This is a genomic window from Lentzea sp. NPDC051838 (genome assembly GCF_040681245.1).
Classification (GTDB): Bacteria; Actinomycetota; Actinomycetes; order Mycobacteriales; family Pseudonocardiaceae; genus Lentzea.
Map to the genome: position 1 here is coordinate 119,117 of NZ_JBFAYI010000005.1, position 17,819 is coordinate 136,935.

The 17,819-nt window shown below is 68.7% G+C and carries 23 protein-coding genes; 14 read left to right on the plus strand and 9 right to left on the minus strand.

Annotated elements, in window-relative coordinates; translation table 11 throughout:
- The first annotated feature begins 51 nt into the window (after positions 1 to 51).
- From AB0M24_RS14140 to AB0M24_RS14160, 5 genes are all read left to right on the plus strand, one after another.
- Positions 52 to 699, plus strand: coding sequence for an ABC transporter permease (locus AB0M24_RS14140; RefSeq protein WP_363766020.1), 648 nt, complete (start codon positions 52 to 54; stop codon positions 697 to 699).
- Positions 692 to 1,807 carry an ATP-binding cassette domain-containing protein gene (locus tag AB0M24_RS14145; protein WP_363766023.1) on the plus strand — a complete coding sequence of 372 codons (1,116 nt, stop codon included), beginning with the start codon at positions 692 to 694 and terminating at the stop codon, positions 1,805 to 1,807. Before AB0M24_RS14140 ends, AB0M24_RS14145 begins: the two co-directional genes overlap by 8 nt.
- Complete coding sequence (locus tag AB0M24_RS14150; RefSeq protein WP_363766026.1) at positions 1,804 to 2,538, plus strand: ABC transporter permease; 735 nt, start codon at positions 1,804 to 1,806, stop codon at positions 2,536 to 2,538. The genes AB0M24_RS14145 and AB0M24_RS14150 overlap by 4 nt, the downstream gene beginning before the upstream one ends.
- Positions 2,535 to 3,488 (plus strand): glycine betaine ABC transporter substrate-binding protein, encoded by a 954-nt coding sequence (locus tag AB0M24_RS14155; RefSeq protein ID WP_363766028.1) that lies wholly within the window; start codon positions 2,535 to 2,537, stop codon positions 3,486 to 3,488. The genes AB0M24_RS14150 and AB0M24_RS14155 overlap by 4 nt, the downstream gene beginning before the upstream one ends.
- Positions 3,489 to 3,558: 70 nt before the next feature.
- Positions 3,559 to 4,488, plus strand: a complete 930-nt coding sequence (locus AB0M24_RS14160) for a hypothetical protein (RefSeq protein ID WP_363766031.1) — start codon at positions 3,559 to 3,561, stop codon at positions 4,486 to 4,488.
- Here the strand turns inward: AB0M24_RS14160 and AB0M24_RS14165 are convergent, their stop codons facing one another.
- Positions 4,489 to 4,890, minus strand: a complete 402-nt coding sequence (locus tag AB0M24_RS14165) for a thioesterase family protein (RefSeq protein WP_363766034.1) — start codon at positions 4,888 to 4,890, stop codon at positions 4,489 to 4,491. It abuts the gene before it with no gap.
- A complete protein-coding gene (locus tag AB0M24_RS14170; RefSeq protein WP_363766036.1) occupies positions 4,887 to 5,375 on the minus strand; it encodes a hypothetical protein in 489 nt (162 codons plus the stop codon). The genes AB0M24_RS14165 and AB0M24_RS14170 overlap by 4 nt, the downstream gene beginning before the upstream one ends.
- 105 nt (positions 5,376 to 5,480) lie before the next feature.
- On the opposite strand from AB0M24_RS14170, the gene AB0M24_RS14175 reads away from it, so the two are divergent.
- A complete protein-coding gene (locus tag AB0M24_RS14175; protein WP_363766039.1) occupies positions 5,481 to 5,996 on the plus strand; it encodes a hypothetical protein in 516 nt (171 codons plus the stop codon).
- Here AB0M24_RS14175 and AB0M24_RS14180 read toward each other — a convergent pair whose 3' ends face one another.
- Positions 5,997 to 6,581, minus strand: a complete 585-nt coding sequence (locus tag AB0M24_RS14180) for a TetR/AcrR family transcriptional regulator (protein ID WP_363766042.1) — start codon at positions 6,579 to 6,581, stop codon at positions 5,997 to 5,999.
- Positions 6,582 to 6,656: 75 nt separating this feature from the next.
- Between AB0M24_RS14180 and AB0M24_RS14185 the strand changes: the two genes are divergently transcribed.
- Positions 6,657 to 7,442, plus strand: a complete 786-nt coding sequence (locus AB0M24_RS14185; RefSeq protein WP_363766046.1) for an SDR family oxidoreductase — start codon at positions 6,657 to 6,659, stop codon at positions 7,440 to 7,442.
- Here the strand turns inward: AB0M24_RS14185 and AB0M24_RS14190 are convergent.
- Positions 7,431 to 7,718: a SelT/SelW/SelH family protein gene (locus tag AB0M24_RS14190; protein ID WP_363766049.1), complete on the minus strand. Its 288-nt coding sequence runs from the start codon at positions 7,716 to 7,718 to the stop codon at positions 7,431 to 7,433. The genes AB0M24_RS14185 and AB0M24_RS14190 overlap by 12 nt on opposite strands.
- Positions 7,715 to 8,590, minus strand: a complete 876-nt coding sequence (locus AB0M24_RS14195) for a helix-turn-helix transcriptional regulator (RefSeq protein ID WP_363766052.1) — start codon at positions 8,588 to 8,590, stop codon at positions 7,715 to 7,717. The genes AB0M24_RS14190 and AB0M24_RS14195 overlap by 4 nt, the downstream gene beginning before the upstream one ends.
- A 143-nt stretch (positions 8,591 to 8,733) precedes the next feature.
- Here AB0M24_RS14195 and AB0M24_RS14200 point away from each other — a divergent pair, with 143 nt between their 5' ends.
- From AB0M24_RS14200 to AB0M24_RS14215, 4 genes are all read left to right on the plus strand, one after another.
- Complete coding sequence (locus AB0M24_RS14200; protein WP_363767077.1) at positions 8,734 to 9,777, plus strand: NAD(P)-dependent alcohol dehydrogenase; 1,044 nt, start codon at positions 8,734 to 8,736, stop codon at positions 9,775 to 9,777.
- A gap of 76 nt (positions 9,778 to 9,853) precedes the next feature.
- Positions 9,854 to 10,603: a type II CAAX endopeptidase family protein gene (locus AB0M24_RS14205; protein WP_363766055.1), complete on the plus strand. Its 750-nt coding sequence runs from the start codon at positions 9,854 to 9,856 to the stop codon at positions 10,601 to 10,603.
- Positions 10,603 to 11,619: a histidine kinase gene (locus AB0M24_RS14210; protein ID WP_363766058.1), complete on the plus strand. Its 1,017-nt coding sequence runs from the start codon at positions 10,603 to 10,605 to the stop codon at positions 11,617 to 11,619. Before AB0M24_RS14205 ends, AB0M24_RS14210 begins: the two co-directional genes overlap by 1 nt.
- An 8-nt stretch (positions 11,620 to 11,627) precedes the next feature.
- On the plus strand, positions 11,628 to 12,287 hold the full coding sequence (locus tag AB0M24_RS14215) for a response regulator transcription factor (RefSeq protein WP_363767080.1): 660 nt from the start codon (positions 11,628 to 11,630) through the stop codon (positions 12,285 to 12,287).
- Here the strand turns inward: AB0M24_RS14215 and AB0M24_RS14220 are convergent.
- Complete coding sequence (locus AB0M24_RS14220; RefSeq protein WP_363766061.1) at positions 12,277 to 12,648, minus strand: MerR family transcriptional regulator; 372 nt, start codon at positions 12,646 to 12,648, stop codon at positions 12,277 to 12,279. The genes AB0M24_RS14215 and AB0M24_RS14220 overlap by 11 nt on opposite strands.
- 59 nt (positions 12,649 to 12,707) lie before the next feature.
- On the opposite strand from AB0M24_RS14220, the gene AB0M24_RS14225 reads away from it, so the two are divergent.
- Positions 12,708 to 13,757 (plus strand): alkene reductase, encoded by a 1,050-nt coding sequence (locus AB0M24_RS14225; RefSeq protein WP_363766064.1) that lies wholly within the window; start codon positions 12,708 to 12,710, stop codon positions 13,755 to 13,757.
- On the opposite strand, the gene AB0M24_RS14230 is transcribed toward AB0M24_RS14225, so the two are convergent.
- Entirely contained in the window at positions 13,748 to 14,335 is a 588-nt protein-coding gene (locus AB0M24_RS14230; RefSeq protein ID WP_363766067.1) for a TetR/AcrR family transcriptional regulator, read from the minus strand. The two genes, AB0M24_RS14225 and AB0M24_RS14230, sit on opposite strands and share 10 nt — an antisense overlap.
- Before the next feature lie 91 nt (positions 14,336 to 14,426).
- Between AB0M24_RS14230 and AB0M24_RS14235 the strand changes: the two genes are divergently transcribed.
- Complete coding sequence (locus AB0M24_RS14235) at positions 14,427 to 14,807, plus strand: nuclear transport factor 2 family protein (protein ID WP_363766070.1); 381 nt, start codon at positions 14,427 to 14,429, stop codon at positions 14,805 to 14,807.
- Positions 14,804 to 15,598, plus strand: coding sequence for an ergot alkaloid biosynthesis protein (locus tag AB0M24_RS14240; protein ID WP_363766073.1), 795 nt, complete (start codon positions 14,804 to 14,806; stop codon positions 15,596 to 15,598). The genes AB0M24_RS14235 and AB0M24_RS14240 overlap by 4 nt, the downstream gene beginning before the upstream one ends.
- Here AB0M24_RS14240 and AB0M24_RS14245 read toward each other — a convergent pair.
- Positions 15,579 to 16,094, minus strand: a complete 516-nt coding sequence (locus AB0M24_RS14245; RefSeq protein ID WP_363766076.1) for a pyridoxamine 5'-phosphate oxidase family protein — start codon at positions 16,092 to 16,094, stop codon at positions 15,579 to 15,581. The genes AB0M24_RS14240 and AB0M24_RS14245 overlap by 20 nt on opposite strands.
- Positions 16,095 to 16,130: 36 nt before the next feature.
- Complete coding sequence (locus AB0M24_RS14250; protein ID WP_363766079.1) at positions 16,131 to 17,816, minus strand: NAD(P)/FAD-dependent oxidoreductase; 1,686 nt, start codon at positions 17,814 to 17,816, stop codon at positions 16,131 to 16,133.
- Between the last annotated feature and the right edge of the window lie 3 nt (positions 17,817 to 17,819).

Below are 17,819 nucleotides of genomic sequence, written 5' to 3' on the forward strand. Positions count from 1 at the left end.
TTCGGAGGCGAATGGTTGCCGGATCATCCGCAATGGGGTTTGGTCGAGCAGATGAACGTGCTGGAGTACGTGGCCGATCGCTGGGACCGGCTGTCATTGCAGGCGTTGTTGCACGTGAGTGCCGTCGTGCAATGCACGGTTCTGGCCGCCGTGATCGGTGTGGTGATCGGCGTGGCCGTCTACCGCAGTCCGGTCGGATCCGCGCTGGCCACAGCCCTGGCGAGCACGATTCTGACAGTTCCTTCGTTCGCGCTGCTGGCGTTGTTGATTCCGGTGTTCGGCCTGGGCGCGGACACGACGGTGGTCGCTTTGGTGCTTTACGCGCTGCTTCCGATCGTGCGCAACACGATCGTCGGACTGGCGGGTGTCGACCCGGCGGTGAGCGATGCCGCGAGAGGGATTGGGATGGGCAGATTCGGGGTGCTCACGCGAGTTGAGTTGCGGCTGGCGTGGCCGGCGATTCTGGCCGGAATGCGCGTCGCGACGCAGATGCTGATGGGTATCGCGGTCATCGCGGCGTACGCGAAAGGGCCTGGGCTCGGTTCCGAGGTGTTCTCCGGGCTCGCGAACGCCGGCAGCGCCAACTCGCTGAACCAGGCCATCACCGGCACCGTCGGCGTGGTGATCCTCGCGTTGCTGCTGGACGGGATTTACGTGCTGGTGCAGCGATTCACCGTCTCTAGGGGTGTACGTGGCTGAAAAAGGCAGTGAGATCAGGCTCGACCACGTCACCAAGCGGTATCCGGGGCAGAAGGCGGCGGCGGTCGAGGACTTCTCGATGGTCGTGCCGGCCGTGCAGATCGTGGTGTTCGTCGGGCCGTCCGGGTGCGGCAAGACCACGACCATGCGGATGATCAACCGGTTGATCGAGCCGACCTCGGGCACCATCACGATCGGCGGCGAGGACGCGCTGAAGATCGACCCGGACGACCTGCGTCGGCGTGTCGGGTACGCGATCCAGCAGGCCGGGTTGTTCCCGCACTTCACGGTCGCGCAGAACATCGGTGTGGTGCCGGGGTTGCTGGGCTGGGACAAGAAGAAGATCTCCGCCAGGGTCGAGGAGATGATGGACCTCGTCGGGCTCGACCCCGGCGAGTTCGCGGATCGCTTCCCCCGTCAGCTTTCCGGCGGCCAGCAGCAACGGGTCGGGGTCGCGCGGGCGCTGGCCGCGGATCCGCCGGTGCTGCTGATGGACGAGCCGTTCGGAGCGGTCGACCCGATCACGCGCGGGCACCTGCAGGACGAGTTGCTGAGACTGCAGGGCGAGCTGCACAAGACGATCGTGTTCGTCACGCACGACTTCGACGAGGCGGTGAAGCTCGGCGACAGGATCGCGGTGCTCGGCGACCGGTCGACGATCCTGCAGTACGACACGCCCGACGCGATCCTGGCCAACCCCGCGGACGACACGGTGGCCGGGTTCGTCGGTGCCGGCGCGTCGCTGAAAGCGTTGACATTGATGAGGGTTCGCGACGTCGAGCTGGGTCAGGCGGTGACCGCGAAGGTCTCCTCCGATCCGTCCACAGTGGAGCTCAAGGGTGAGAAATTCGTGCTGGTGCTGGACGAGCGCGACCGGCCGTCGCGATGGGTGCACCAGAACGAGCTGCGCAGCGCCAGGTCACTCGCCGGCGTCGGACGGCCGGTGCAGGACTCGGTGACGTTGCAGTCGACGCTGCGGGACGCGCTGGAGGCGATGGTCAACGAGGGCGGGCGCGCGGTCGTCACCGGCAGCCGCGGCGAGTACGTCGGCACGCTCGACCTCACGACGGTCACCGAGGTCGTGCAACGGTTGCGGGCCACCGCATGACGGCCGAGAAGATCCGGTTCTGGGCGCAGCCGGCGGCGGTGCTGCTGATCGTCGGCGGTGTGCTGGCGTGGGTGTTCTCGGGCGAGCTGACGGCCACGGAGAAGAGCACGCTCAACGCGACGTCGTTGCTGACGGCGCTGGGCGACCACCTGCTGATGACGATCGTGGTGACCGCGATCGTCGTGCTGGTCGCGGTTCCGGCCGGTGTCGTGGCGACCAGGCCGTGGGCGCGGTGGCTCGCCCCGGTGTTCCTGGCGGTCGCGAACGTCGGCCAGGCCGCGCCCGCGCTGGGTGTGCTGGTGCTGTGGTTCCTGCTCACCGGAGCCTCGGGCGGGTTGTGGGTGGCCGCGCTGCCGCTCGCGTTCTACTCGCTGCTTCCCGTGCTGCGCAACACGATCGTCGGCCTGCAGCAGGTTGACCCGTCTCTTGTGGACGCGGGGCGCGGCATCGGCATGTCGGCGTCCGGTGTGCTGTGGCGGGTCGAGTTCCCGTTGGCGACACCGCTGATCCTCGCGGGCCTGCGCACGTCGCTGGTGCTCGCTGTCGGCACGGCGACGTTCGGGTTGTTCGTCAACGCGGGCGGGTTCGGGTTGCTGATCGACACCGGCTACAAGCTGAACCTGATGAAGGTCCTGGTCACCGGTTCCGCGCTGGCGGCGGGACTCGCGCTGCTGGTCGACTGGGCGGGCGCGGTGATCGAGCAGTGGTTCGGCCCCAAGGGGTTGCGATGAAACGCGTACTTCTCTTGTCCCTGCTGCTTCTGGCCGGATGTGGCCTCGACGTCAACACTGCCTTGCCCTACAAGGTTTTCCCGGGTTCCATCCAGTCGGACCAGTCGCTCAAGGGCGTCGAGATCACCGTGGGGTCCAAGGACTTCACCGAGAACATCCTGCTCGGGTACATGGCCGAGATGGCGTTGTCCGCGGCCGGTGCGGACGTCGTCGACCTGACCGACCTCAAGGGCTCGCAGACAGCCCGGCAGGCGCTGCTCAACAGCGAGGTCGACGTCACCTGGGAGTACACCGGCACCGGCTGGATCAACTACCAGGGCAACGAGCTTCCGGTGCCCGGCGGGGAACAGGCGCAGTACGACGCGACGAAGAAGGCGGACCTGGAACAGTTCGGCGTCGAGTGGCTCGCCTACTCCCCGCTCAACGACCAGTACGCGTTCGCCGTCACCGAGGCGTACGGCGAACAGCACGGCCTGAAGACGACCTCGGACCTCGCCGCGTTCCTGCAGCAGAACCCGGACCAGGCGGTGTTCTGCCTGGAGACGGAGTTCACCAGCCGCCAGGACGGTTTCCCGGCGGCGCAACGCACCTACGGCTTCCCGACCACCGAGGTGAAGAACTTCGGCATCGGCACGATCTACTCGGCCGTCGCCGGTGGAACCTGCCCGGTCGGCGAGGTCTTCACCACCGACGGCCGGATCGCCGCGCAGAAGCTCCGTGTCCTCGACGACGACAAGAAGGCTTTCCCGCAGTACAACGTGGCCCCGACCGTGCGTGCGGAGTTCCTGGAGCGCTATCCGCAGGTCCGCGGCCCGCTGGAGACCGTGAGCCGCGCGCTGACCAACGACCAGATGATCGAGCTGTGCCGTCAGGTCGACGTGGAGGGCAAGGACGCGGGCGCGGTCGCGAGGGACTGGATGGTGTCCAAAGGCTTCATACGAACGGACTGATTCCCAGGTGGACGCGCGCGTGTGAGAATCCCCCTGCACTGGGGGATCAGATCGACACCGGGGGATTCACATGCGTCGTACGACCTTGATTTGCGCTGCGCTCCTGTCACTGCTGGCACCGGCCGTACCGGCACAGGCGCAGGACCTCTGCACCTGGACGCCGTCGGAACTGCCGCTGCCCGCCGGAGTCACTTCGGGCCAGGCGCTGTACGCGGCGCCGAACGGCTATCTGGCGGGTCAGGCGCCCTCGGGTGAGCTGCTGCTGTGGCAGAACGGCACGTCCGTCGCGGTGAACGCGCCGATCACGACCCAGATCGTGCTCCAGGGCGCCAACGGCAACGGGGAGCTCGTCGGCTGGGACGGGCGAACCCGCACGCCGTTCGTGTACCGCGACGGCACCTTCCAGAACCTGCCGGCGCCGTCGTTCGCGGACAACGGCACGTCGGCGGACGGCATCAACGAGGCGGGCGACGTGGTCGGCACCGCCGTCTCCAGCGCCTGGCCGCCCTATCGCGCGGTCGTGTGGCCGCGCAGCGAGCCGGGCACCTTCAAGGTCGTCGCCGAGGACGTGGCCAGGGGCATCGACGACGCCGGGCGCGTGGTGACCGAGAAGGGCTACGTCGTGAACCCGGACGGCACCCGTGCGGACCTGGAGAGCTCGCCCAACCTCAACATCCGCAGGGTCATGGCGGGCCAGGCGCTCGGCAAGAAGTTCGGCGACTACCACGCCGTGTACCGGTGGGACGTCGCGACCGGTGTGGCCGTGCAGCGCTACGAGGTGACCAGCCCGACGCCGATCGGCGTGAACACCGCGGGTCAGCTGGCGACCTGGACCGAGAAGACCGGTGGGTCCACCGTGAAGGTCTGGCGCGGCGCCGACTACCTCGGTGAGCTCGCCGTCGGTGAACGCGTCCGCGCCGTGCAGGAGAACAACGACCTCGCCGGTCAGCGCAAGTCGGCCGCGGGCAAGTGGGTTCCGGCGACCTGGACCTGCGCCTGATCAGGTGCGCTGCCGGACGTCCCCGAGTGCCTTGACCAGGACGTCCGGCAGCGCGATCGTGCCGTGGCCCTCCGTGGACACCGTCGCGTAGACCACGCTGCCCCGGCAGACGAGCTCTCCGTCGCGGTGGAACTCGAAGCCGAGCGTGAAGCTCTTGCCCCCGATGCGGGACGGGCGCAGCAGCACCTCGATCGTGTCGTGCCGCCGGACGCCGGAGCTGAAGTCCACGTCCACGTGCACCGCGTGGGCGTCGAAACCGTTGCTGGGCCACGTGCTGTGCGGCAGGCCGCGGTCGGCGAAGAAGGCGTCGACCGCCTCGTCCACGTGGCCCAGGTACCACATGAAGAACATGACGCCCTGGCCGTCGATCTCGTAGTACCGGGGCGTGAAGCGGTAGCTCACCGCATCGCCTTCCCGACCGGCGGGATCACCGCCACCATCGACGCGGCGAGCCACAGCAGCAGCGCGATGCCGGGCACGATGATCAGCGTGCCGCCGTGGTTGACCGCCAGCCGGATGACGGCGAAGACGTAGTAGGCGGACACGAGGAAGCCGAGCCCGGCGAGGATCCAGCGCGCGAAACCGAGCCGGGCCATCAGCAGAGCGGTCAGCAGCAGCACCACTCCGCCCGCGACGTAGGTGGCGACGATCGCCGGGTCGCCGTTGCCGATGACGCCGCGCCCGAACGCCAGGCCGAGCAGCGCGACGGCGGCCTCGGGTGTCTGCGCGACGCCCTTGCCGTCTTCGGAGTTCAGCGCTGCCAGCACGAAGCACAGCACGGCCACCAGCAGCCACAGCCCGCCCGCGAGGAAGGCGGGCGCGACGCTCGGCCGCGGGCTCCAGCCCGGTGGTGGCTGCTGCGGTTGCCAACCCTGGTTCGGATGCACGGCCCACACGATACGAGCCGACGTGCGATTGACGCTGGCCGTTGGCCACGAAAGGTTGAAGAAAACCGAAGGGGGAGAACCGAAATGCGAACAACCCTGTTAGGTGTGCTACTCGCCTTGGGTGGCACGGTGGTCGCGGTCGAACCGGCGAGTGCGGCCGGACCGTGCTCCGTGAACCTCACGCGGGGGACGCCCGGAGGCTTCGTCGTCAAGATGTCCTGCTCGAAGCCGACCGCGTTCATCGACGGGTACGGCAGCACGACCGGCGACGCGAACCGGGAAGGCTTGTTGCTGCGGCAGTTCCAGAACAACGGGGGACCGTTGTGCAGCGGCGACCTCAGCCGCGGCGCCCCCGGCGGCTTCGAGGTGAAGCTGTCCTGTGCTCAACCGACCTCGTTCGTCAGCGCGTACGGTACGACGCTGACGGACGCGGCGCGGGAGGCCCGGCTGCTCAAGGAGATCGCACCGGGGAGGCACTGCACGCACGATCTCGTGCGCGCCGTTTCCGGTGGCTACCAGGTGAAGGGTTCCTGCTCCAAGCCGACCGTGTTCTTCAGCGGTGTCGGCTCGACCGTCACGCAGGCCGCCGAGAACGCGCGGCTCTCGTCGGGTGTCGGCTGATCATCCACTTCGGACAGCGGTGAGGGCCACCCCGGTCAGCCGCTGAAGCTCGGCGAGGTCACCGCCGCCCTGGTGCAGCCACGCGGTGGTGGCCGCGTCGAGGCACGCCAGCGCGGTGGCCACGATCGCCTCACCGACGAGGCCCGGCGGCGCGCCCCCGGTGTCCACCCTGCGTTCCACCTCGGGCGCCAAAACCTGTTGCCAGCGCAGATGTTTCTCCAGATGCGCGGCACGCAACGCGGAACTGGTCGTGACCAGCCGGCCGATCGCCACCCCGCGCTCCGGGCTCATCCGCGTGCTCAGCACACCGAACGCGTGTGCCAGCGCGTCCCAGATCGGTTCGTCGTCGGGGCGTTCCCGCAACGCTTCGAGGATCACCGGCCCCTGCTCGGCGAGGTCGCCGAAGACGATGTCCTCCTTCGTGCCGAAGTAGCGGAAGAAGGACCGCCGCGAGATCCCGGCCGCGGCCACCACCTGGTCGACCGTCGTCTCCTCGAAGCCGTGCTCCAGGAACAACGTCAGCGCGGCGTCCACGACCTCTTCCTGGACGCGGCGGCGGGTGCGGTCCCACAGGCGATCTGACACGTGCCCACCCTAGCGCCTTGACGCCACGAAGGCATTCGATGCTAACTTGGCACTCGATGCCAAGGAGGACTCGAAGTGACAATCGACTACCGAGGTGCGCGGATCCTGATCACCGGAGCCAGCGCCGGGATCGGTGCCCAGTTCGCCCGTGAGCTCGCGAGAAGGGGCTCTGACCTGGTACTCGTCGCGCGGAGGACGGACCGGCTGGAGGCGCTCGCGGCCGAACTGAAGGACGTCGAGGTGACGGTGCTGCCGTGCGATCTGACCGAGCCCGGAGCTGCGGAAGCACTCGCGAAAGAGCTACGGGCGCGCGGGACCAAGCTCACCGGCCTGATCAACAACGCCGGCTTCGGCACGTTCGGCCCGTTCGCCGGAGAGGACGCCGAACGGCTGCGCACCGAGATCGCGCTCGACATCTCGGCCGTGGTCGATCTGACGAAGACGTTCGTGGACGAGCTGGTCGAGGCCAGGGGCGTGCTGATCAACGTCGCGAGCATGGCCGCGTACACGCCCGTGCCGAGGATGGCGGTGTACGGCGCGGCCAAGGCGTTCGTGCTGAGCTTCACCGAGGCGTTGTGGCAGGAACACCGCCGCAGCGGCCTCAAGGTGCTCGCGCTCTCACCGGGCGCGACGCGCACCGAGTTCTTCGACGTGGCGGGCGAGGAAGCGGCGGCCGGCGCCCGGATGCACACGCCGGAACTGGTGGTGCGAACGGCGTTGCGGACGCTGGACCGGCGCAACCCGCCGCCGAGCGTCGCGGTCGGGCGGACGAACCGGCTGATGGCGTCGCTCAGCAGGCTGGCGAGCAGGCGTCAGGCGGTGGTCGCCATGGGCGCGATGACGGCGAGGTCAGCTCTGTGACTTGCGATCGGTGTGGCCCAACGACTTCTCCGGCGCCACCCGGTCGCGCACCAGCTGCTTGAGCACCGCGAGGTCCGGGAAGCCTTCCTGCTCCTTGCGCGACCACACCGTCTCGCCGTCGAGCCGCACGTCGAACACGCCACCGGTGCCGGGGATCAGCGCCACCTCGCCCAGCTCGGTCGTGAACGTGGTCAGCAGCTCCTGCGCGGTCCATCCCGCCCGCAGCAGCCAGCGGCACTGGGTGCAGTACTCGATCTCCAGACGCGGCGTCCTCATGCCTCAGTCTTAACAGAGACCCCGGCGCGGGTCGCGTCGGTGCCCCAGCTCGCGAGCAGCTGCAACGCCTCGGCGGACGGGCTGCCGGGCTCCGCGTGGTACGTCGTGAAGAACAGGTCCGGCTCGCTGGGCATCCTCAGCGACTCGTACTGCAGCGTCATCTCGCCCACGAGCGGGTGCTTGAGGTACTTGACGCCGAAGCTCTTCTCCTTGACGTCGTGCTTGGCCCACAGCTGGCGGAACATCTCGCTCTTCACCGACAGCTCGCCGATCAGCGCGGTGAGCTCCGGGTCGTTCGGGTAACAGGCAGCGTCCATCCGCAGGAACCCGACGACGTCCGCCGCCTTGGTCTCCCAGTTGACGAAGAGCTCCTGGTAGGAGGGCTGCAGGAAGATGAACCTGGCCCAGTTGCGTTCGCGCGGCTGCAGCTGGCTCCAGTCCCCGAACAGCGCCGCGGCCATCGGGTTCCACGCGAGTACGTCCGAGCGACGCCCACCGACGTACGCGGGCACGCCGACGCTGTCGAGCAGATGCTGCAGCGCTGGGCGCACCTGCGAACGAGCGGTTTTCTTCTTCTTGCCGCCGTACGGACAGTGCGTCAGGTTGCGCAGGTAGGTGTGCTCGGCCTCGTTGAGCTGCAACGCACGCGCGATCGAGTCGATCACCTCGTCCGAGACGTTGCGGCCGTTGCCCTGCTCCAGCCGCGTGTAGTAGGCGACCGAGACGCCCGCGAGCTGCGCCAGCTCCTCCCGGCGCAGGCCCGGCACGCGGCGGGTCCGGCCGTAGCGGGGCAGCCCCACGTCGTCGGGTGACAGCCGCGCTCGACGGCTGCGCAGGAACTCGCTCAGCTCGGTGCGCGGATCGACGGTCATGGCTCCGAGTATCCCCGGACCGGCCACAACGTGCCTGCTACTGCCATTAGTAGGCACAGCAGACGTACGAAAACCAGGTGGCTGGGTGTGTACGCACAACGCGACCAGTGTTCTCGGTGACACGACGAAACCGAGGAGAAACCCTGATGAGCACCGTCGCTGCCTACGCCGCTCCCGCACCCAAGGCACCGCTGGAGCGCACCACCATCGAGCGTCGCGCGGTCGGCGCGCACGACGTCCTGATCGACATCAAGTTCGCGGGCATCTGCCACTCCGACATCCACCAGGTCAACGAGGGCTGGGGCGAGGCGATCTTCCCGATGGTCCCCGGCCACGAGATCGCCGGCGTGGTCACCGAGGTCGGGTCCGAGGTCACCAAGTACGCCGTCGGCGACCGGGTCGGTGTCGGCTGCTTCGTCGACTCGTGCCGCGAGTGCGACTACTGCCTGCGCGGCCTGGAGCAGTACTGCGCCAAGGGCAATGTCCAGACCTACAACGCCGTCGACAAGAACGGCGACGTCACCTACGGCGGCTACTCGAAGCAGATCGTGGTCGACGAGAACTACGCGGTGCGGATCCCGGACTCGCTGCCGCTCGACGTCGCGGCGCCGCTGCTGTGCGCGGGCATCACGCTGTACTCGCCGTTGAAGCGCTGGAACGCGGGTCCCGGCAAGAAGGTCGCGATCGTCGGCCTCGGCGGGCTCGGGCACATGGGCGTCAAGATCGCCGTCGCGCTCGGCGCCGAGGTGACCGTGCTGTCGCAGTCGTTGCGCAAGAAGGACGACGGCCTCAAGCTCGGCGCCCACGACTACCGCGCCACCGACGACCCGGCGACGTTCGCCGAGCTGGCCGGGACGTTCGACCTGATCGTCTCCACGGTGTCCGCGCCGCTCGACTTCACGAAGTACATCGGGCTGCTCAAGACCGAGGGCGCGCTGGTCAACGTCGGCGCACCCGAGGAGCCGATTTCGATCAACCTCTTCGGCCTGATCGTCGGCCGCAAGACGCTGGCGGGCTCGATGATCGGTGGCATCGCGGAGACCCAGGAGATGCTGGACTTCTGCGCCGAGCACGGCCTGGGCGCGGAGATCGAGCTGATCGGCGCGGACCAGATCAACACCGCGTACGACCGCGTGCAGTCGAGCGACGTGCGCTACCGGTTCGTGATCGACACCGCGACGATCTGATCCCTCTCAAGAGCTACAGGAATCGCCTTCCCCGCGGTGATTCGCGGCCACCGGTCAGTTCCTACCGTTCTCACCCATGAGGACTGTGATCTGGCTGGTGGCCGGACTTGTCGGAGTAGGCGCGGTTTCGGCCCTGACGGCACTTGGCCCGGTGACGGCTGTCATCGGCGCGGTGGCCTCGGTCGTCGTGTACTGGGCGGTGACGAAGTACATCGCGAAGCGTCCGGCACCCGAGATCGCCCGTGCCGGTGCCGGCCGGGAATGGGCCCGCGGCTCAGCGGTCGGGGCGGGGTTCGTGCTGTTCGCCGCACTGGTGATCGCGTTGTTCGGCGGGTACTCGTTCAGCGGGTCCGGGGAGTTCCTCGGGGTGTTCTTCAGCGCGGCCGCGACGGCACTGGGCGCCGCAGTGGCCGAGGAGCTGATGTTCCGCGGGTTGTTGTTGCAGGCCCTGGAGAAGTGGCTCGGCAAGTGGGCCGCCCTGGGGATCACGTCGGCGCTGTTCGGCTTCATGCACCTCACCAACCCCAGCGCCACGGTGTGGAGCTCGATCGCCATCGCCTGCGAGGCCGGGATGTTGCTGGGCGCGGCTTTCCTGTGGCGGCGCAACATCTGGTTCGTCGCCGGCCTGCACTGGGCGTGGAACACGGTCGTCGCGCTGCTCGGCATCCCGGTCTCCGGGTTCGCGATGCCCGGCTGGTTCACCACCGAGGTGTCCGGGCCCGCGTTCCTGACCGGTGGCGGCTTCGGGATCGAGGCGTCGGTGGTCCCGGTGCTGCTGGGGCTGGGGATCGCGGTGTGGATGCTGCGTCGCCCTAAGCTCGTCTGATGGTGTCCGGAAAGGACGTGGCGCTCGCGGCGGCGTTCCTGCTGCTGTCGTTCGTGCCGGGCATGTCCGCTGTCGCCGTGGAGATCGGCGATCTGCCCGAACGGCCGGCGGACTGGCTCGCGGTCGTGCTCGTCGTGGCTTTGTCCGTCCCTCTGGCCGTGCGAACGAAGTGGCCGAGGCTGTGTCTCGTGGTGGTAGGACTCGCATTCGTTGCCTACCAAGCGCTTTCGTACCCGCCGGTGTTCGCGAGCCTTGCGCTGTACGTCGCTCTCTACACCGTGGGTGTGCGCGGCAGAAGGCCGTGGGAAGCGGTGGCGGGCTATGTGGTGCTGGCGGTCGTGCTGCACCTGCTGGGCTCGCCGAACCGGCTGCAGGACTTCGTGTTGTTCGGTCTCGCGCTCGCGGGGATGTGGTTCGTGGGTGATCAGGTGCGGCGGCGGCGTGCGCAGGCCGAGAGTGCGGAACGGGCGCGGATCGCCCGTGAGCTGCACGACGTGGTCACCCACCACGTGACGGCCATGGTGGTGCAGGCGGACGCGGCCCAGTTCGTGCCGGAGAAGGACACCGCCGGGCTGGCCGCGATCAGCAGCACCGGCCGGCGGGCGTTGAGCGAGCTGCGGCACCTGCTCGGCGTGCTGGAGGCGACCGGCGAGCACGGCCGCACCCCGGCCGCGGGCGAGGTCGCGGACCTGGTCGAGCAGGCCCGTCTCGCCGGTCAGCCGGTCGAGCTGACCGAGGAGGGCGCGCCGCGTGCCCTCGACCTGGCGGCGTACCGCGTGGTGCAGGAGGCGCTGACCAACGCGCTGAAGCACGCGGCGGGACAGCCCACGACGGTTCTCGTGCGGCACGGGTCCGGCCACGTCGAGATCGAGGTGGTCACCGCTTCCCCGGCCGGTGCACAGTCGGATGGACGTGGCCTGAGCGGCCTGCGGGAACGGGTGCGGACGGCGGGCGGCCGGTTCGAGGCAGGACCGCATCGGGCAGGATTCCGGGTGTGGGCGAGGATTCCGGTGTGATCAGGGTGATGGTCTGCGAGGACCAGGCGCTGGTACGCGCGGGTTACGCGACGATCTTCAACGCGCAGCCGGACATGGAGGTCGTGGCCGAGGCGGAGAACGGCAGGGATGCCGTGGAGATCGCCGGGCGGCTGCTCCCGGACGTGATCGTGATGGACGTCCGGATGCCCGTGCTGGACGGGATCGAGGCGACCAGGCGGCTCGCCGGTCCCGGCGCCGCGAACCCGGCGAAGATCCTCGTGGTCACCACGTTCAACGTCGACGAGTACGTCTACGAGGCGCTGAAGGCGGGGGCCGCCGGGTTCCTGCTCAAGGACTCGCCGCCGCTGGAGCTGATCAACGGCGTGCGCACGATCGCCCGCGGCGAGGCGTTGCTCGCCCCGGCCGTGACCCGCGCGTTGATCGGCAGGTTCGCGGATCGGTTGCGCCCGGCGGAGAGCCGTTCACGACGGGACGAGATCGTGCGCGCGCTGACCCGCCGCGAGCTGGAAGTTCTGGAACAGATCGCAGCTGGGCTCTCGAACGCGGAGATCGCCGAGGCGCTGGTGATCACGACCGAGACGGTGAAGACGTACGTGTCGCGGATCCTGGCGAAGCTGGACCTGCGCGACCGGGTGCAGGCAGTGGTGCTCGCCCACCGCGCGGGCCTGGTGTCCATCACGGACTAGTGCAGGGCACTCCGGACTCGTGCGACTTCACCGCACCGGCGAGCACCGAGTCGAGCTGCCGCAACGTGTCCTGAAGATCCTCGATCTGCTTGACGACCGACGACCTGTGGCCGCGCAGCTTCGACAGCACCTGCGGGGACGCCACGCCGGTCACCACGCACGGCAGCATCTCCAGGATCGCCGCGCTGGAGATCCCGGCCGCGTAGAGCTGCTGGATCAGCCGCACGCGGTCCGCTGCCTGGTCTGGATAGTGCCGTTGCCCGCTCGCACTGCGTTCGGACGCGAGAAGCCCCTGCTCCTCGTAGTAGCGCAACGCGCGCACGCTCACGCCCGTCTTCGTCGCCAGCTCGCCGATGCGCATGAGACCTCCGCCACAAAAGCTACCTCTGACGTCAATGTCAGGTTCCTAGCGTAGCTCTCATGCTTCTCACCAGCTACCGACTCGGAAACCTGACCCTGCCGAACCGTCTGGTCATGGCGCCGATGACCCGCGCACGAGCCGTGGACGGGTCGCCCGTCGCCGAGACAGCCACCTACTACGCCCAACGCGCCACCGCCGGGCTGATCGTCACCGAAGGCGTGCACCCCAACGCGGTCGGCCAGGCCGGTCCGTTCATGCCCGGCATCCACAACGCCTCGCAGGTCGAGGCGTGGCGGGTGGTCACGGATGCCGTGCACGCCAACGGAGGCCGGATCTTCGCCCAGCTCATGCACGGTGGCCGCATCGGTCACCCCGACGTCGCCGGTCACCATCCCGTTGCCCCGTCGGCGATCGCGGCTCGCACGGAGGTGTTCACCGCGGCCGGTGTCGTGCCTGCTCCGGTGCCTCGCGCGTTGTCGTTGAACGAGGTTCGCGATCAAGCGCAGGCGTTCGGCGACGCTGCCAGGTACGCCGTCGAGGCCGGGTTCGACGGGGTCGAGCTGCACGGCGCCAACGGGTACCTGATCCAGCAGTTCTTGTCCTCCAACGCGAATCAGCGCACCGACGGGTACGGCGGTTCGATCAGCGGGCGGATCCGGTTCGCCGTCGAGGCGGTCGAGGCGGCGGTGGACGCCATCGGAGCCGAGCGCGTCGGCATCCGGCTCTCACCTGGCGGCGAAGTCCAGGACATCGTTGAAGGTGAGATGCCCGAGCTGTACGGGGAGTTGCTGAAAGCGTTGCCGGACATGGCTTACATCCACGTGCTCGCGACCACTGACGACGAGATGCTGATGGGGTTGCGCAAGGCGTGGCCGTCCGCGTTCATCCTCAACCCCGGCGGCCAGATCGGCCCGCACGAGAGCACTCGGGAGCAGGGGGAGCGCTGGCTCGCCAACGGTGCCGATCTGATCAGCTACGGCCGCGCGTACCTGGGCAATCCCGATCTGGTCGAACGGTTCCGGCTCGGTCTGCCGCTCGTCGGCACCGACCGCGACACCTGGTTCCAGACTCCTCGGGGATATGTCGACTATCCGACTTATCAGCACTGAAGCGCGCGCATCAGGTGGTCGACGAGCCGTTCGAGGTAGTCGGGTTCGACAGCCGCCCGGCGCACCGACAGCCGCCAGTAGACGGGCGCGGCGACCAGGTCGAGTGCGATGTCGACGTCGAAATCCGTTGGCAGCTCACCACGTTCGACCGCTCGCTGCAGCGTGATGGCACCGAGCGCGCGCCGGGGTTCGCCGATGGTGGCCGCGATCGCCTCGGCCAGCGCCGGATTCCGGACGGCTTCGGCGGTGAGATCCGGCAGGATCGTCGCGAACCGCGGGTGGGTCAGCCAGTCGTGCACGGCCTGCACGGTCGCCAGCAGGTCGCCCCGGAGTGACCCGGTGTCCGGAACTTCGGCCAGTGGCACGGAGAACTCGGACAGGGCCGCGACCACCATGTCCTGTTTGGACGGCCAGCGCCGGTACAACGCGCTCTTGCCGACCTCCGCGCGCTTGGCCACGGCCTCCATCGACAGCCGGCCGTAGCCGTGTTCCGCGAGCTCGTCGAGCACGGCGTCGGTGATGGCCTGCGTCACCTGCGGCTGCAGGACGGCGGCGCCGGTCGGGGTGCGCTTGGTCATGACGCACATCATAGGACTGGACGAGACGGTCCCGTCCCGCCTAACGTGAAGGACGGGACGGTACCGTCTCGTCCATTTCTCGGAGGGCTGCATGACACTCGTCGAACGGGCGTTGCAACTGCTGCTGGACAAGGACATGACCGGGTTCGCGGGTCTGTGGGCCGTCGACGGGGTGATGGAGTTCCCCTTCGCTCCACCCGGCTACCCGTCGCGGCTGGAGGGGCGCGCGGCGATCGAGGAGTACCTGCGCGACTACCCGAAGCTGCTGGACATCCACGGATTTCCGAAGCAGGTCGTGCACCAGAGCGTCGACCCGGACGTGGTCGTCGTGGAGTTCGACGCCGAGGGGGTCGTGGTCGCTTCGGGCAAGCCGTACCGGTTCTCGTACATCGCCGTGATCACCGTGAACGACGGCGAGATCGTCTCCTACCGCGACTACTGGAACCCGCTCTACGTGCAGGAGCTGTCGTGAACGTGCTGGTCATCGGCGGTACCGGGACAACGGGCAGCCTGCTGGCGAACCTTCTCCCCGATGCCCGCGTCGGCACCAGGAAACCGGTTCTGGACGACCACGTCCGGTTCGACTGGGACGACCCTTCGACGTTCGACGCCGCCCTGGACGGTGTCGACCGGGTTTACCTGATCCCGCCGGTTGGAGTTGCCGACCCGGCTCCGGTGGTCGAGTCTTTCCTCGCTCGAGCGCGGCTCGTGCGGCGAGTGGTACTGCTGAGCTCGTCCGCGGTCGGGGAGAGCGCCACGGGGATGGGCGCTCTCCCCGCCCTGGTCAGGGCGCTGCCGGAGTGGGCGGTGCTGCGGCCGTCGTGGTTCATGCAGAACTTCACCGGCGACCATCCGGTGGCGGCGGGTGTCCGCGACGGCGAGATCGTCACGGGCACCGGTGACGGCAAGGTCGGCTTCATCGACGCCGCCGACATCGCCGCCGTGGCCGCGCGGGCTCTCACGGATCCGTTGCCGCACAACACGGATCACCTGATCACCGGTCCGGAGGCGCTGAGCTACGCCGACGCCGCCGCGATCATCACCGAGGTGACCGGCCGCCCGGTCCGGCACCGTTCGGTCAGCACCGCCGAGATGGCCGCACGGTTGGCGGCGGGCTTGCCGCGCGAGTTCGCCGAAGTCCTCGCCCAGCTCGACGAGGACATCCGGCACGGCGCGGAAAACCGGGTCACCACAACGGTTCTGGACGTGACGGGCAAGCCCGCCCGCACTTTCAGGGACTTCGTCAGAACGTCCATCGGGTAGCGCCACCCGGACCCGCGGTCGCCACGGCGTGCGCCGCGGTCAGCGTGACCCGGTAGACGTACCAGGGCGGCGGGCCGCCACTCGGTGCGGTGTAAGGAGCGGTGAACGCCTGCCCCTCCCGTTCGGCGGGCCAGCCGGACTCGCGGTACCTCGCCGCGATTCGGTCCAAAGTGGACTCGTCGGTGACGCGAACAGCGTCGCCCTCCAGCACGAGGTCCATCCCCGTGAGCCGCACCGACACCGTGCAGGCCGGGTTCTCCGCGATGTTGCGCGACTTGCGGGTACCCGGCCCGCTCACGAAGTGCAGGGCGTCCTCGAACCAGACGGCGCCGATGCCGACCGAGTGCGGACGTCCGTCGGGACGCACGGTGTTCAGGAAGAACGGCACGTCCGCCGACGCGGACTCCTGGGCGAGCAGGTCCTCCGCCAGGCTCCACGGGAGCGCGGCGTTGCCGTACTGGTCGAGGTTGCGGGTCTTTGCCGTTGAGTTCGTCATGCCCAACCGTCGAACGAGCGACGCCGTTTTCGACAGCTACCTCGCGTGGTGCACCTCCTGGAGCCCGAAAACCGGCGTCTCCAGACCTTCGAAACGTGCCTTGAGCTGCACCGCGAGGTAGTGCGAGAAATATCGCGACTGGGCGAGGTTTCCGCCGTGGAACCACAGCCCCGGCTGCTGGGTGGGCTTCCACATGTTGCGCTGCTCGCCCTCCCACGGCCCCGGATCGAGGTAGGTGTCCGAGCCGATGCCCCACACCTTCCCGACCCGTGCCGCCATCTCCTCGCCGGCGAGGTCGGCGACGAACCCGTTCATCGACCCGTACCCGGTCGCGTACACGACGAGATCAGCTTCCAACGAGCGGCCGTCGTCGAGCACCACGGCATCGCGCGTCAGCTTCACGACCTGGCCGTGCGCGAGCTTGATCGACCCGTTCACGACGAGGTCGGACGCGCCCACGTCGATGTAGTAGCCCGAGCCCCGGCGCAGGAACTTCATGACGAGGCCGGTGCCGTCGTCGCCCCAGTCGTGCGAGAAACCCGCCTGCTCCAGCCGTTCGTAGAACTCGGCGTCGCGTTCCCGGACCTGCTCCTGCACGGGGAGTTGGAGCGACGGCAGGACGCGGTAGGGCAGCGAGGCGAAGATCGTGTCCGCGCGTTCGGTCGTGACACCCGCCGCGAGCGCCCGTTCCGAGTAGAGGTCGCCGAGCCCGAGGTCCAGCAACGTCTCGGACTTGATCACGTGCGTCGACGACCGCTGCACCATCGTCACGTCCGCCTCGTGCGCGACCAGTGCCGCGCAGATGTCGTGCGCCGAGGTGTTGGAGCCGACCACCACGACCTTGCGTCCCGCGTACGCGTCCGGGCCGGGGTGCTGCGACGAGTGGTGTTGCTCGCCCTCGAACTCGTCGGCGCCGGGGAAGTCCGGAACCTGAGGCCTTCCCGCGATGCCGGTCGCGAACACGACATGTGCGGGGTGCAGTTGCACGGTTTCGCCGTCGCGGTTGACCGTCACGGTCCAGCCGTCGTCGTACGAGACGGCGGTGACCTCGGACCGGGTCCAGTACGGGATCTCCATGACCCGCGTGTACATCTCCAGCCAGTCGGCGATCTTGTCCTTGTGCGAGAAGACCGGCCAGTTGTCCGGGAACGGCAGGTACGGCAGGTGGTCGTACCAGACGGGGTCGTGCAGCGTCAGCGTCTTGTAGCGCTTGCGCCACGAGTCGCCCGCGCGGTCGTTGCGTTCCAGCACGACCGCGGGGACGCCGAGCTGCCGCAGCCGGGCGCCGAGCGCGATGCCGCCCTGCCCGCCACCGATCACCACGACGTACGGGTCTTGCAGGGGTTCCTGAGCGGCGTAGACAGGGCGCCGTTCCTCGAAGCCCTTCAGCTCTTCCAGCGTCGTGAGCAACGTGTAGGCGCCCTCGCCGGTGAGCCGCAGATGGCCTTTGCCGCGGCCGGCGGACGTCTCGAACTCGAGCCACGCCTCGGTGACGCCGTCCGTCTCGACCGGTGGTTCGGTGACGCGGAACCCGGACGGCCCGACGTCGCAGGCCTTGGCGAGCCCCGCGATCTCGTCGCGCCCCTCGGCCGTCTTGATGTTCCAGGTGAACGCCACGAGGTCGCGCCAGTAGCTCTCGGGTGCGAACAGGGCGGCCACGGCCTCGGCGTCACGGGCCTTCAGCGCGGACTCGAACCGCGTCAACCAGTCGTCAACCGTCACGCT